The following is a 13,559-nucleotide window of genomic DNA, read 5'->3' as shown; positions in this document are numbered from 1 at the left end:
GGGGCGCCGGGCTCAGACGTCCAGCTGGTCGGCGACGGCGCGCAGCATGCCGGCGATCTTGGCGCCGTGGACCTTGTCGGGGTAACGCCCGCGCTCCAGCTGCTGGGTGACGTTCTCCAGCAGGGTGGTGAGGTCCTGGACGATCGAGGCGAGCTCATCGGGCTTGCGGCGCTGGGCCGCGGCCACGGAGGGTGCGGGGTCGAGGAGGGTCACGGTCAGCGCCTGGTCGCCGCGCTGGCCGGCGACGACGCCGAATTCAACGCGCTGGCCGGGCTTGAGTACGTCCACGCCGTCGGGCAGGACCGACGAGTGGACGAAGACGTCACCGCCGTCATCGCGGGAGAGAAAGCCGAAGCCCTTCTCACTGTTGAACCACTTGACCTTGCCGGTAGGCACGTCTGTCCTCGTCCTCGTACTCGTGGGAAAAAAATAGGGGAAAAAGGCAAAAAAGGGGTCCGGATAGCACTGCAGCGGGCCGCAGGACCCGCCACCACCAAGGCTAATGGTCCCCGGGCCGGTGACAAGACGCCGCCGGGTGGACCCTCGGTGCTGCTGGCCCGGACTTACCCTGGTCAGGTGTCTGACGAAACTCCCCAGGCCGGGGATCTGCTGGTCCGAATCGGCGCGATCATGTTCCTAGTTGGCGCAGTGGCCACTCTCGCCACGGTGATGCCGCTGTTCCTCGGAACCGACCCGCTGCCGTCCGTTTTCTACTGGCTATGCATGGTGATGGGCGTCGGCTTTCTGGTCGCCGCGGCCGGAGTGGTCCGCTCCGCGGTCGCGCAGCGCCGTCAGGCGCAGGCCTCCGCCGACGCATCCGCCCCGCCCGCCCCATCGACCCCTTCCGTGACGTAGCGATCCAGCCACGACGGGAATTCCGTCAGATCGCCGAGCAGCACTTCCGCGCCGGCCGCCCGCAGCTCCTGCGCGTCGCACGGGCCGGTGGCGACGGCCACGGACAGCGCGCCCGCGGTGTGCGCGCCCCGGACGTCCCCGGTGTGGTCGCCGACGTAGATCTGCGCCCCGTGGGCGCGCAGCGCCTCGGCCTTGGCCTCCGCCCACAGGGAGCCGATGACGGCGTCCGGCGCGAGGCCGAGGTGCGACAGGTGCAGCCGGGCGTTGGGTTCGAATTTGGCGGTCACCACGATCGCCCGTCCCCCTGCCGCACGGACCGCGGCGAGCGCCTCGCGGGCGCCGGGCAGGGCCGTGGTGGCCTCGATCGCGTGCTGCGGGTAGAGCTCCCGGTAGAGCGCGCTGATCTCCGCGACCCGCTCCTCGGGGAACCACCGGCGGACCTCCTGCTCCAGCGGCGGGCCCAGCCGGGTCACCGCGGCCTCGGCGTCGACGAAGGTGCCGGTCCGGGCGGACAGCTCCTGATAGGCGGCCTTGATGCCGGGGCGGGAGTCGATCAGCGTCATGTCGAGGTCGAATCCGACCGTCAGGGGGTGCGCAGCCATGCCTGCCATTGTGCCCGCGGCGGCAACCGGGCCCCGGGGCGGCTCGGGGCGGCCCGTCCGGCCCGGCCCGCGGCCGCCTCCGGGCCGGGGACGCGGCTCAGCGCGGCACCCGGCGCATCCGCCACACCAGGAACAGGGCCGAGGCGACGGCGGCCACCCGGACCGTCCCCGGCAGCCCGTCGAGCATCTCCGGCCCCAGCCGGCCGTGCGCGATCGGCGCGCCCCACCGCCCCGCGAAGCGGCCCCACAGCCACACCACCAGGCCGCCCACGACGACGCCCGGCACGCCGAGCGCCGCGAACTTGGCCTCGGGACGGGTCAGCCGCCGCGAGGCGTAGGCCAGCCCCCAGCCGCCCGCCAGCGCCAGCCACGAGCCCAGCGCCGCGCCGGCCACCAGCAGCAGCACCGCCAGCGTCAGGGCCGGGCTGAGCGGCGGGCGCGCGGGGAGCGCCACCGCCTCCTCCTCGCCGTCCGCGGCCGGTGCGGACACCGGGGCGGGCGGGCGGCCGAGCGCCCGCCGCAGCAGCCGGGGCAGCGGGCGTCCCCGCGGCCCCGCGCCGTCGCCGTCCGCCGCCGTCCCGTCCCCGTCGGCTTCCGGCCCGCCGTCCTTGCGCAGCGACAGCGGGCGTTCGCTCTCCGGGCGGTCCCACATCTCGGGGATCTCGATCCCGCCGACGAACCCCGGCACGGTCTCCCCGGGGCCGAACGGGCCGGGCTGCACCCGCCACCAGTCGGGCGCCGCGCCGTCACCCAGCTCGTCCGCCCCGGCCAGATGCGGCGGCAGGCCGACGGACGGTGCGGCGTCGCCCGCCCCGCCCCGCGGGCCGGGCACCGTGCCGCTCCCGGAGGCCTGGCCGTCGGCGGACGCCGTGCCGTTGAGGGGGGTGCGGCCCGTCAGCCCGCTGCGCCGGGCCAGGCCGGTCAGCCGCTCGCGGGCGGTGGGCCGCGGCGACTCCGGCCGCGACGGCCCGCCGGGCAGCGGGCCGAACGGTACGGCGGGGCCGCCGCCGCGCGGGGCGGGACCGGCCTGTGGACCTCGCGCCGTCCCGGAAAAGCCGCCGCGGGGGGTGTCCGTCGCGCCGCCCGCGGCCGCGACCACCGCTTCCGGGGTCCCCAGCCGGGCCAGGATCCGCTGCACACCGGGCACCGAGTCGGCCCGCTGTCCGTCTATCTCGGCCCGCAGCCCGCTCACCAGCCGCATCCGGGTGCCGGACGGCAGGCCCCGCTGCTGAGCCAGGTCACCGACCCGGCTCAGATAGTCAAAGACGAGCTGATCACTCTCGATCCCCACGAAATCCCCTGCGGCGTCCGCTGGTTGCTCCCCCGACGGTACCCCTTCGGCCGGCGGCCGGGCCGGAGGGCACGGCGCCCGGCACGGCGGCGCGGCGGCACCGCGGGGGCGGTGGCACACGAAACCGCGCCGCCACCGGGTCCCCCCTCCTCCGCCGCCCCGCTAACGTAGGACGAATGACCGGTACACCCCGCACCCTCGCCGAGGAGCTCAGGACCCGCCCGGACGGCGGGCTCGTCGGGCTGCTGCGGGCCCGGCCCGATCTGCTCAGCCCGGTGCCGGGCGATGTCACCCAGCTCGCGACCCGGGCCGGGACGCGGGCGTCGGTGGTGCGCGCGGTGGAGCGGCTGGACCGCTTCGTCCTGCAGACCGCGGAGGCGCTGGCGGTGGCGCCCGACCCGTGTCCGTACGCGACGCTGGGCGCGCTGATGGGCGGGGACGCGGGGGATCCGGCGGTCGCCGCGGCGCTGCCCGGGGCGGTCGCGGAGCTGCGGGCGCAGGCGCTGGTGTGGGGCCCGGACGACCGGCTGCGACTGGTGCGCACGGCCCGTGAGCTGCTGACGCCCAGCGCCGTGCACCCTTCGCCGACCGGCCTGGGCCCGACCGTCGCCGAGGCCGTGGCGGGGATGTCGCCGGGGCTGCTGCAGGAGATCATCGCCGCGGCCGGGCTGCCCACCACCCACGACCCGGTCACCGCGGCCGCCGCGCTCGGCGCGCTCTTCGGCGACCGCGCGCGGATGGCGGCGCTGCTGGACACCGCGCCCGCCGAATCGGTCGCCGTCCTCGACAAGCTGCTGTGGGGCCCGCCGTACGGCGGGGTCACCGACCGGCCCGCCCCGCATCTGCGATGGCTGCTGGACCGGGGCCTGCTGCTCCCGGCGGGTGCCCGCAATGTCGTGCTGCCCCGGGAGGTGGCGCTGCATCTGCGCGGCGGGCGCGCCCACCACACCACCGAACCGGCCGCCCCCGCCCTCTCGCCCGCCACGGAACGTGATCCGCAGCTTATGGACAACGCCGCCGCGAGCCAGGCGTTCACCGCGCTGGCGACCGTCGAGGAGCTGCTCAAGGAGTGGGACCTGGGCGGCCCGGCCGTGCTGCGCGCCGGCGGGATGAGCGTCCGCGACCTCAAGCGGACCGCCACCGCCCTGGACACCACCGAGCAGCTCGCCGCCTTCTGGCTCGAACTCGCCTACGGGGCCGGGCTGATCGCCTCCGACGGCGAGGCCGACGAGCGGTTCGCGGCCACCCCGGCCGCCGGGGAGTGGCTCCAGCTGCCCGACCCCGAGCGCTGGGCCGTCCTCGTCGCAGGCTGGCTCGCCGCGACCCGTACCCCGGGCGTCGTCGGCACCGCCGACGCCAAGGGCCGTGCCCTGGCCGTCCTCGGCCCGCACCTCGACCGCTCCCCCGCCCCCGAGGTCCGCCGTCGCGCCCTGGCCCTGCTCGCCTCCCTGCCGCCCGGGACGTCCGTACCGGCCTCCGCCGTGCTCGCCCGGATGCGGTGGGAGCGTCCGCTGCGCGGCGGCCGGCCGGCCGCGGGCCCGGCGGCCGCGGACGGCGCCGGCGAGGTCACGGCCCCGGCCGGGACCGCCCCCGCACCCGCCGACGACCTCCGCTCGCGGCTGGCCCAATGGGCGCTGACCGAGGCCGAGTTGCTCGGGGTGACCGGGCGCGGCGCACTCGCCGCCCACGGCCGCGGCCTGGTCGACACCCCGCCGGACGGCGCCGAGCCCACCCCCGACGACACCGCCGCCGCGGCGGCCCGCGCGGCCACCCGGCTCGCGCCCCTCCTGCCCGAGCCGCTCGACCACGTCCTGCTCCAGGCGGACCTGACCGCCGTCGCCCCGGGGCCGCTGGAGCGCCCGCTCGCCGAGGCGCTGGGCGTCCTCGCCGACATCGAGTCCAAGGGCGGCGCGACGGTCTACCGCTTCACCCCCGGCTCGGTACGCCGGGCCCTGGACGCCGGCCGCTCCGCCGCCGAACTGCAGGAGTTCCTCACCCGCCACTCCCGCACCCCGGTCCCCCAGCCGCTCGCCTACCTCATCGACGATGTGGCCCGCCGGCACGGCCAGCTGCGGATCGGCGCGGCCGCCGCCTACGTCCGCTGCGACGACGACGCGCTGCTGTCCGAGATCCTCGCCGACCGCCGTGCCGCGCCCCTGCGGCTGCGCCGGCTCGCCCCGACCGTGCTCGCCGCCCAGACCTCACCCGACCAACTCCTCGACGGCCTGCGGGCGATGGGCTACGCCCCGGCCGCCGAGTCCGCCGCCGGCGACGTACTGATCGCCCGCGCCGACTCGTACCGCACCCCGCCGCGCACCGCCCCCACCCCGGTCCCCGACGGCCCGCCGTCGCCCGACCCCACCCTGCTCGCGGCGGCGGTGCGCGCCATCCGCGCCGGCGATCTCGCCGCCACCGCGGAGCGCAAGCCGGTGCACGCCCCCGCGCCGGCCACCGGCTCGCTGCCCCGCACCACCTCCGCCGAGACCCTCGCCACCATGCAGGCCGCGGTGCTGACCCACTCCGCGCTCTGGATCGGCTACGTCAACGCCGACGGCGCCGCCAGCCAGCGCGTGATCGCCCCCGTACGCGTCGAGGGCGGCTTCGTGACGGCCTTCGACCACACCGCCGACGAGGTCCGCACGTACCCGCTGCACCGGATCACGGGCGTGGCCGAACTGGCCGACGACTCGGTCTGAGCCGGGCCGTCGCGCCCCGGTCCCCTTGCCGCACAAGGGGCCCGCCGTCCTCCCTGACGCCCGCCGCGCCGATGCGGCACACTGGACGTTTGGCCGCATCCGTGGCCGATGTCCGCGGTGGTGATCCACCGGCCGGGCGCAGGCGGCCGACGGCCGGGAAGCGAAAGGCGAGGCGCGTGAACGGACCTCTCATCGTCCAGAGCGACAAGACGCTGCTGCTGGAGGTGGACCACGAGCTGGCGGACGCCTGCCGCCGGGCCATCGCCCCCTTCGCCGAGCTGGAGCGGGCGCCCGAGCACATCCACACCTACCGGGTCACACCGCTGGGGCTGTGGAACGCACGCGCCGCCGGGCACGACGCCGAGCAGGTCGTCGACGCGCTGGTGCAGTTCTCGCGGTATCCGGTCCCGCACGCCCTGCTGGTCGACATCGCGGAGACGATGTCCCGCTACGGGCGGCTCACGCTGGCCAAGCACCCGGCCCACGGGCTCGTGCTGACCTGCACGGACCGCCCGGTGCTGGAGGAGATCCTGCGGTCGAAGAAGGTGCAGCCGCTGGTCGGGGCGCGGCTGGACCCCGACACCGTCGTCGTCCACCCCTCCGAGCGCGGGCAGATCAAGCAGACGCTGCTCAAGCTGGGCTGGCCGGCCGAGGACCTGGCCGGCTACGTCGACGGTGAGGCGCACCCGATCGAGCTGCGCGAGGACGGCTGGGCGCTGCGGCCCTATCAGCAGCAGGCCGTCGAGGGCTTCTGGCACGGCGGCTCGGGTGTCGTCGTGCTGCCCTGCGGCGCGGGAAAGACGCTGGTGGGGGCCGGTGCCATGGCCCAGGCCAAGGCGACCACGCTGATCCTGGTGACGAACACCGTCTCGGCCCGGCAGTGGAAGCACGAGCTGGTGAAGCGGACCTCGCTGACCGAGGACGAGATCGGCGAGTACAGCGGGACGAAGAAGGAGATCCGGCCGGTCACCATCGCCACGTACCAGGTGCTGACGACCAAGCGGAAGGGCGTCTACCCGCATCTGGAACTCTTCGACTCCCGGGACTGGGGCCTGGTGATCTACGACGAGGTGCATCTGCTGCCCGCGCCGGTCTTCAAGTTCACCGCCGACCTGCAGGCCAGGCGGCGGCTGGGGCTCACCGCGACGCTGGTGCGCGAGGACGGCCGGGAGTCGGACGTCTTCTCGCTCATCGGCCCGAAGCGGTTCGACGCCCCGTGGAAGGAGATCGAGGCGCAGGGGTACATCGCCCCGGCCGACTGCGTCGAGGTGCGGGTCACTCTGACCGAGACCGAGCGGCTGGCGTACGCGACGGCCGAGACCGAGGAGAAGTACCGCTACTGCGCGACGACCGCGAGCAAGCAGTACGTCACCGAGGCGCTGGTCCGCCGGCACCAGGGCGAGCAGACCCTGGTCATCGGGCAGTACATCGACCAGCTGGACGAGCTGGGCGAGCATCTGGACGCACCGGTGATCAAGGGGGAGACCACCAACGCCCAGCGCGAGAAGCTCTTCGACGCGTTCCGGCAGGGCGAGCTGTCGGTCCTGGTCGTCTCCAAGGTCGCGAACTTCTCCATCGACCTGCCCGAGGCGACCGTCGCGATCCAGGTGTCCGGCACCTTCGGCTCCCGCCAGGAGGAGGCCCAGCGCCTGGGCCGGGTGCTGCGCCCCAAGGCGGACGGGCACGAGGCACGCTTCTACTCGGTCGTCGCCCGCGACACCATCGACCAGGACTTCGCCGCGCACCGCCAGCGCTTCCTGGCCGAGCAGGGCTACGCCTACCGGATCGTGGACGCGGACGAGCTGCTGGCGGCGGACGAGGACGTCTGAGCCACCGGCGGCCGGGCGTCCCGCCGGGCGGGGCCAGCCCTGGCGCCGGGGCTCACACCGCCGGGGAGCGGCCGGACAGCTGCCGCTCGGCGCGCGGCGCGGGCAGCCTGCCGCCGCCGGCGAGGACGGGAACGCCGGACGGGCGGCGCGTCCACCAGATCACCGCCGCCAGCAGGCCGAGCCCCAGCACCGGGTACGGGGCCGCGAACGGCTGCTGCCACCAGGGCAGATGCAGATCGAGCGAGCCGGCGTGCGGAGTGATCCACATCGTCCGGGCGGCGAAGGCGAGAGTGGTGGCGGCCAGCAGCGCCCTGCGCCACGGGACGCGCCGGGTGTGCGCGGCGAGCGCGACGAGCAGCGGCACGCACCACACCCAGTGGTGGGACCAGCTGATCGGCGAGACCAGCAGCGCCGTCACGGCCGTGCACAGCACGCCCCAGTGGTCCAGACCGCGCCGCACGTACACCCGGCGGGCGGCGTACAGCCCGGCCGCGGCGGTCAGTGCGGCGGGCACCGCCCACAGCAGGCCGGGCGCGGGATCGTGCAGCACCCGGGTGATCAGGCCCTGGAGGGACTGGTTGTCGACGATCCAGGCCTTGCCGACCCGGCCGGTCTCGAACATCCGGCGGGTCCAGTACTCGACGCTGGCGTCGGGCAGGGCCAGCCACCCCAGCAGCACCGAGCACAGGAACCCGGCGAGGGTGGTGCAGGCGGCCTTCACCCGACCGGTGATCAGGAGGTAGACGGCGAAGAGCGCGGGGGTGAGCTTGATGCCGGCCGCGAGACCGGTGGCGAACCCCTTGAGGCGGGCGCCGTCGGGCCGGGAGAGGTCCCACAGGACCAGGCAGGCCAGCGCGAGGTTGACCTGGCCGAAGACGAAGGTCTGGAAGACCGGCTCCAGCCAGAGGCCGAGGGCGGTGGCGGCGAGCAGGAAGGGCACGTCGGCCGCGGCCCGGCGCAGGCCGGCGGCCTTGCAGGAGAGGTGGACGAGCAGCCCGAGCAGGACCGTGTTGAGCAGCACGCCGAAGATCTTGAGGACGCCGAGCGGGAGCCAGGTCGTCGGTATGAACAGCACCGCGGCGAACGGCGGATAGGTGGCCGGAAGATTCCACTTGCCGACCGTGAAGCCGTAGAGATCACCACCGGCCGCGGCGGCCTGGCCCTCGGCGCGGTAGACCACGATGTCCGACATCGGCATCTGCTGGATCAGGTGCAGCGCCCCGAATCCGGCGAGCGACACCATGAGCAACGCCGCTGCGAGCAGCAAGCGGGGGCGGGCGATGCTCCGCGCCCAGACCCGTCTCGGCTTCCCCGGCCCGTCGGCGGCAGACACCCCTTGACCCCTCCCCGTTGCGCTGAGCGCGCCCTCGCCGGCGACGCTAGTGGATCGAGGCCGACCGGCCGTAACGGTTTCCGGTCATCTGGATGTCGACGCGGGTCGGCTGCTCACTGGCGACCGCGCCCCGTCCCGTGCCGGTGGGGGCGGCGGCTTCCGACCGCGATTGTGCGGGGTTTGCCGGCTTGCTGACGGAATGGTGACGCGTTCGGCACCATGCGGCGGCCGCGGGGTCAGTCGTCAGTCATCAGTCGTCGGCGTATTCACCCATGACGGCGACGCCGAAGGCGGCCGCGGCGAAAACCTTGATCGCGCGGAGGACGTTGCCCACGACATGGCGGTGCGCGGGGGCGGGCGCCGCATCGGGCCCGGGGTCGCCGCCGAGGGCCGTGGCGCCCTTGGCCGGGTGGAGGGACGGGTGGACGGAGGCTGGGGGAATCGCTGCGCTGCTCATACCTCCATGATGAAATTCACGCGATTGCAGCACATCGGTCCATAGGTCCATCCCTGCAGGGCCGGAAGTCAGCCTCCAGGCCTATCCGACCCCCTACGGGAGATTTACGGCGCCCCGGCCCCGCCGTCCCCGCTCCCCCGCCGCGGTGACCGCCGTTTTAATCCGTTGGCGCCGTCCCGGGCCGCCCACTACACTCGCGCGTCTGCCTGCCTCCGCCGAGGAGTGCCGCCGCCCGGTCGGAAACCGGCCGGCTCTTCGCTTCACGCCGCTGACCCGCGCACCGCAGGACCTGCGCTACGCACCGCCACCGGCCCGCCGCGCCCGACCACCGTGACGCGCCCGCCGACGTACCGCCACCGGAGGCAACGCCGTGCCCTCGCACGCCCACCGTTCCGCACCCCAACCGCCGCACGCCGGGCGCCCCGCCCCGGCGCCCGAGGACCCGCTCCTGCGCGAGAAGGACCACCTCGCCGCCTCCCGCTCCGCGCTGCGCGCCATGCGCGAGGACGCCGAGGCCCTGAACATCGCCGACGTGACCGCGAACTGGGTCAACGCCGAGGTGCTCCAGGGCGAGATCGACGCCCGCATCAAGGCGCTCGCCGACCTGGCCCACACCCCGCTGTTCTTCGGCCGCCTCGACTACCTCCACGCGCCCGGGCTCGACCTCGCGGAAGGGGCGCCGGAAGGGGTGGCACAGAGTGCCTCCGGCAAGGACGGCGGCGGGCGACGGGAGGGCGAGAACTTCTACATCGGCCGGCGCCACGTCCACGACGCCGACGGCGACCCCATGGTCATCGACTGGCGCGCCCCCGTCTCCCAGCCGTTCTACCGGGCCTCCAAGAAGGACCCGATGGATCTGCGGCTGCGCCGCCGCTTCGGTTACACGGCGGGCGAGTTGACCGCCTACGAGGACGAGCACCTCACCGACCCGGCCGAGGCCGAGCAGTCCAGCCGGCTCCTCCAGTCGGAGATCGAGCGCCCGCGCGTGGGCCCCATGCGGGACATCGTCGCCACCATCCAGCCGGAGCAGGACGAGATCGTGCGCGCGGGCCTCGCCGGCTCGGTCTGCGTCCAGGGCGCGCCGGGCACCGGAAAGACGGCGGTCGGCCTGCACCGGGTCGCCTATCTGCTGTACGCGCACCGCGAGCGGCTGGCCCGCTCCGGCACCCTGGTCATCGGCCCGAACCGCTCGTTCCTCCACTACATCGAGCAGGTGCTGCCGGCCCTGGGCGAGTTGGAGGTCAAGCAGGCCACCGTCGACGACCTGGTGGGGGATGTGGAGGTGCGCGGCACGGACGGGGCGGCCGCGGCCACGGTCAAGGGTGACGCGCGGATGGCCGAGGTGCTGCGGCGGGCGGTCCGTTCGCACATCACGCCGCCCCAGGAGCCCTGTGTGGTCGTGCGCGGCTCGCGCCGCTGGCGGGTACCGGCCTACGAACTGGAAGAGATCGTGCAGGAGTTGAGGGACCGCGACATCCGTTATGGTGCGGCCCGCGACGCGCTGCCGCAGCGGATCGCGCACGCCGTGCTCGTCCGCATGGAGCAGGCCGGCGAGGCCCCCGACGACCGGGTGCAGGACGCGGTGGCCCGCAACCCCGCGGTGAAGGCCACGGTCAAGGCCGTCTGGCCGCCGGTCGATCCGGCGAAGCTGGTGCTGCGGCTGCTGGGCGACGCGGAGTTCCTGGCCGGGCAGGCCGAGGGGATCCTCACGCCCGAGGAGCAGAAGACGATCCTGTGGGCCAAGCCGGCCCGCAGCGTGAAGAGCGCCAAGTGGTCCTCCGCGGACGCGGTGCTGATCGACGAGGCGATGGACGTGGTCACGCGCACCCACTCGCTGGGCCATGTGGTGCTGGACGAGGCACAGGACCTCTCGCCCATGCAGTACCGCGCGGTCGGGCGCCGCTGCACGACGGGTTCGGCCACGATCCTGGGGGACATCGCCCAGGGCACCACCCCGTGGGCGACCGACACCTGGCAGGAGGCGCTGCGGCATCTGGGCAAGCCCGGTGCGGCCGTCGAGGAGCTCACCCAGGGCTTCCGCGTGCCGCGCGCGGTCATCTCCTACGCGTCCCGGCTGCTGCCCGCCATCGCCCCCGACCTGACGGAGGCGACCTCGATCCGCGAGTCGGCGGGCGACTTCGAGATCCGCACCGTCGAACCGGCCGACCTGACCGCCGCCACCCTCGCGGCCTGCGACGACGCACTGCGCAAGGAGGGCTCGATCGGCCTGATCGCGGCGGAGGCCCGCATTCCGCCGCTGCGTGCCGCCCTGGAGGAGGCCGGCGTGACCTGCCTGGCACCGGGCGAGGAGACCTCGGCCGCCGCCCGCCTGACACTGGTGCCGGCCACGCTCGCCAAGGGCCTGGAGTACGACTACGTGGTCCTGGACGAGCCGGCCGCGATCGTCGACGGCGAACCGGACGACCGGACCGGGCTGCGCCGGCTGTACGTGTGCCTGACCCGGCCGGTGTCGGGCCTGACGGTGGTCCATGCGGCGGCCCTGCCGGACCGGCTGACGGACGGCTGAGGCCGGGGCCGCCGGGGGCCGAGGGGGACGGGGGAACGGGTCGGCGGGGCGGGTCGGCGGGGCGGCTCCCGGGGGGCGTTACCGCTTCGCCGGCTGGTGGAGCCAGGGGGCGCTGGTGGCCCAGAAGAGGCCGTCGGCGCCGAGGGTGTCCGAGCCGAAGTCGATGAACTCCTGCCGGGTGTACGGCTTCTTCGTCTTGGGGTTCTTGTACTGGAAGTCGGGCTCCTGGACGGCCATGGCCACCATGGGGAGCTGGCCCCGGTACTTCTTGAAGAAGGGGTACGAGTTCTCCAGCTGCGCCTTGGCACCCGGCAGGACGTCGGGCCCGCCCAGGCCGATGCCGTGCTTCTTGGCGAATTCGAAGGTGCGGCTCATGTACTTCCGGCTGTTGTTCCACTCGCCGGGCCAGAAGTTGACGTACTGGATGAACGCCGTCTTGCGGAAGACCTTCTTGCCGTAGGCCATGTTGTCGAGTTCCGCCTTGAAGTAGGCGTCGTCGCTGTAGCCGGTGTGGTCCTTCTTGGTGTCCACCTCGGTGGCGGTCTCCGGCAGGTTCACCCCGGCGAGACGGCCGTCGAACCGCTGCGCCATCGCCTTCAGCAGCTGCTGGAAACGGCCCCGCACCTGCGGATTCCACTGCGCCGCGACCGTCCCGGGCTTACCGGGGCCCAGGCCGTTGTCGTTCTTGGTCGGCGCCGCGCCGCCCTTGTACTTCGGGTCCTTCAGATAGTCCGGGAGCCGGGACGGCGCTTCGAAGAACCGGTCCTGCACCTGGATGAACAGCTTCTTGTGGCGATCCTGCACATACTTCAGCACCCGGTCGATCTCGGAGAAGTCGTACTGGTCCTTCTTCCGCTCCATCGCCTTCCACGGCACCACCAGCTGCACCCCGGCGACGTCCGGGCGGTCGAGCAGCGGCTTGACGTTGGCGTCGAAGTCCCCGATGGAGGAGTACAGGTAGTTCGTGGCCGTCTTCTTGCCGGTCGCGGCGGCGGGGGCCTTGCCGGACGCCGGAGCGGGAGCCCCGGAGGCCACGGCCGCGCCCGTCAGCCCCATCGTCACGGCAATTCCGACACCGACAGCAATGCGTTTGGTCCTCATGGAACCCCACAGTGAGGTGCGGTTGTGAGAAGGATGTAAGAACCTCACGACGCGCGGGGGTGGGCGGTGCGGACAGCCCCTAGCAGCCCACCGCGCGGTCCAGCGCCGTCCGCCAGTTCTCCACCGCCGCCGCGTCCACCGGTGCGGTCCAGCCGGCCGGGCGGGCGGCGCCGCCGATGTGGAAAGCGTCCAGGCCGGCCGCGCACAGGGCCGGCAGGTGGTCGAGGCCGAGGCCGCCGCCGACCAGGATCCGCGGTGCGTACCCGGGCTCGCCCGCCGCCGTGCGCGCCTGCTCGGCCAGCAGCGTGGGCAGCCCCTCGGCCACGCCCCGGGCGGAGCCAGCCGTCAGATAGGTGTCGAGGCCCGTGGTCCCGGCGGCCGTGGACAGCTCCTTGCGCAGCGCGTCCCGGTCGGCGGCCCGGTCGATGGCCCGGTGGAAGGTCCACCGGCAGCCGTCGATCACCTCGGCCAGCGCCGCCACCGCCGCGAGGTCCGGCCGGCCGTCCGGCGTCAGGAACCCGAGGACGAACTCCTCGGCGCCCTCCGCCCGCAGCGCCCCGGCCTCCTCGCACAGCGCCCCCACCGCGCCGGCCGCGAAGCCGTCCGTGGCGCGCAGCATCACCCGCAGCGGAAGGCCGACGGCCGCCCGGACCGCGGCGAAGACGGCCCGGGGCGGGGTGAGCCCGTCGGCCGCCATGTCCGTGACCAGTTCCAGGCGATCGGCTCCGCCGGCCTGGGCGGCGACCGCGTCCCGCGGGTCGAGCGCGATCACCTCCAGCAGCGCGCGCTTGCTCATATGACCCCATCCTCCGACGACGGCATGACGGGACGGAACCCCATGAGGCCAAGAAGAGGTCAAGAGGTCTAG

11 protein-coding genes are annotated in these 13,559 nt (G+C 74.3%); 4 read left to right on the top strand and 7 right to left on the bottom strand.

Annotated elements, in window-relative coordinates; translation table 11 throughout:
• Window positions 1–12 precede the first annotated feature (12 nt).
• Complete coding sequence (locus ACQP17_RS21615) at window positions 13–396, bottom strand: cold-shock protein (RefSeq protein ID WP_382863287.1); 384 nt, start codon at window positions 394–396, stop codon at window positions 13–15.
• 180 nt (window positions 397–576) lie between these two features.
• Here ACQP17_RS21615 and ACQP17_RS21610 point away from each other — a divergent pair, with 180 nt between their 5' ends.
• Window positions 577–855 (top strand): hypothetical protein, encoded by a 279-nt coding sequence (locus ACQP17_RS21610; RefSeq protein ID WP_433857745.1) that lies wholly within the window; start codon window positions 577–579, stop codon window positions 853–855.
• Here the strand turns inward: ACQP17_RS21610 and ACQP17_RS21605 are convergent.
• Window positions 792–1,457 carry an HAD family hydrolase gene (locus tag ACQP17_RS21605; RefSeq protein ID WP_433857744.1) on the bottom strand — a complete coding sequence of 222 codons (666 nt, stop codon included), beginning with the start codon at window positions 1,455–1,457 and terminating at the stop codon, window positions 792–794. The genes ACQP17_RS21610 and ACQP17_RS21605 overlap by 64 nt on opposite strands.
• Window positions 1,458–1,554: 97 nt before the next feature.
• Window positions 1,555–2,748, bottom strand: a complete 1,194-nt coding sequence (locus ACQP17_RS21600; RefSeq protein ID WP_433857743.1) for a hypothetical protein — start codon at window positions 2,746–2,748, stop codon at window positions 1,555–1,557.
• A 176-nt stretch (window positions 2,749–2,924) separates the two neighbouring features.
• On the opposite strand from ACQP17_RS21600, the gene ACQP17_RS21595 reads away from it, so the two are divergent.
• Window positions 2,925–5,444: a helicase-associated domain-containing protein gene (locus ACQP17_RS21595; protein ID WP_433857742.1), complete on the top strand. Its 2,520-nt coding sequence runs from the start codon at window positions 2,925–2,927 to the stop codon at window positions 5,442–5,444.
• A 176-nt stretch (window positions 5,445–5,620) separates the two neighbouring features.
• Window positions 5,621–7,273: a DNA repair helicase XPB gene (locus tag ACQP17_RS21590; protein ID WP_433857741.1), complete on the top strand. Its 1,653-nt coding sequence runs from the start codon at window positions 5,621–5,623 to the stop codon at window positions 7,271–7,273.
• Window positions 7,274–7,325: 52 nt separating this feature from the next.
• Here the strand turns inward: ACQP17_RS21590 and ACQP17_RS21585 are convergent, their stop codons facing one another.
• Together ACQP17_RS21585 and ACQP17_RS21580 are read right to left on the bottom strand one after the other, a co-directional pair.
• Entirely contained in the window at window positions 7,326–8,522 is a 1,197-nt protein-coding gene (locus tag ACQP17_RS21585) for a glycosyltransferase 87 family protein (protein ID WP_433859965.1), read from the bottom strand.
• 334 nt (window positions 8,523–8,856) lie between these two features.
• The gene (locus tag ACQP17_RS21580) at window positions 8,857–9,063 is read right to left on the bottom strand and encodes a hypothetical protein (protein WP_433857740.1); all 207 of its coding nucleotides are present in this window, start codon (window positions 9,061–9,063) and stop codon (window positions 8,857–8,859) included.
• A gap of 370 nt (window positions 9,064–9,433) precedes the next feature.
• Between ACQP17_RS21580 and ACQP17_RS21575 the strand changes: the two genes are divergently transcribed.
• Window positions 9,434–11,590 (top strand): HelD family protein, encoded by a 2,157-nt coding sequence (locus ACQP17_RS21575; protein ID WP_433857739.1) that lies wholly within the window; start codon window positions 9,434–9,436, stop codon window positions 11,588–11,590.
• Window positions 11,591–11,668: 78 nt separating this feature from the next.
• Here ACQP17_RS21575 and ACQP17_RS21570 read toward each other — a convergent pair whose 3' ends face one another.
• Together ACQP17_RS21570 and ACQP17_RS21565 are read right to left on the bottom strand one after the other, a co-directional pair.
• Window positions 11,669–12,691 carry a hypothetical protein gene (locus ACQP17_RS21570; RefSeq protein ID WP_433857738.1) on the bottom strand — a complete coding sequence of 341 codons (1,023 nt, stop codon included), beginning with the start codon at window positions 12,689–12,691 and terminating at the stop codon, window positions 11,669–11,671.
• 79 nt (window positions 12,692–12,770) lie between these two features.
• Entirely contained in the window at window positions 12,771–13,487 is a 717-nt protein-coding gene (locus ACQP17_RS21565) for a copper homeostasis protein CutC (RefSeq protein ID WP_433857737.1), read from the bottom strand.
• Between the last annotated feature and the right edge of the window lie 72 nt (window positions 13,488–13,559).

Origin of the sequence: Streptomyces kronopolitis, from assembly GCF_050953795.1 — a bacterium.
In the GTDB taxonomy this organism is placed as follows: Bacteria; Actinomycetota; Actinomycetes; order Streptomycetales; family Streptomycetaceae; genus Streptomyces; species Streptomyces kronopolitis_A.
The sequence above is the reverse complement of the archived record's forward strand: the minus strand, read 5'-3'. Positions and strand labels throughout refer to the sequence as shown.

Excerpts from the sequence above, each read along its gene's own strand:
- ACQP17_RS21580 (WP_433857740.1), bottom strand. The coding sequence starts at position 9,063 with ATGAGCAGCGCAGCGATTCCCCCAGCCTCCGTCCACCCGTCCCTCCAC.
- ACQP17_RS21570 (WP_433857738.1), bottom strand. The coding sequence starts at position 12,691 with ATGAGGACCAAACGCATTGCTGTCGGTGTCGGAATTGCCGTGACGATG.
- ACQP17_RS21605 (WP_433857744.1), bottom strand. The coding sequence starts at position 1,457 with ATGGCTGCGCACCCCCTGACGGTCGGATTCGACCTCGACATGACGCTG.
- ACQP17_RS21565 (WP_433857737.1), bottom strand. The coding sequence starts at position 13,487 with ATGAGCAAGCGCGCGCTGCTGGAGGTGATCGCGCTCGACCCGCGGGAC.
- ACQP17_RS21595 (WP_433857742.1), top strand. The coding sequence starts at position 2,925 with ATGACCGGTACACCCCGCACCCTCGCCGAGGAGCTCAGGACCCGCCCG.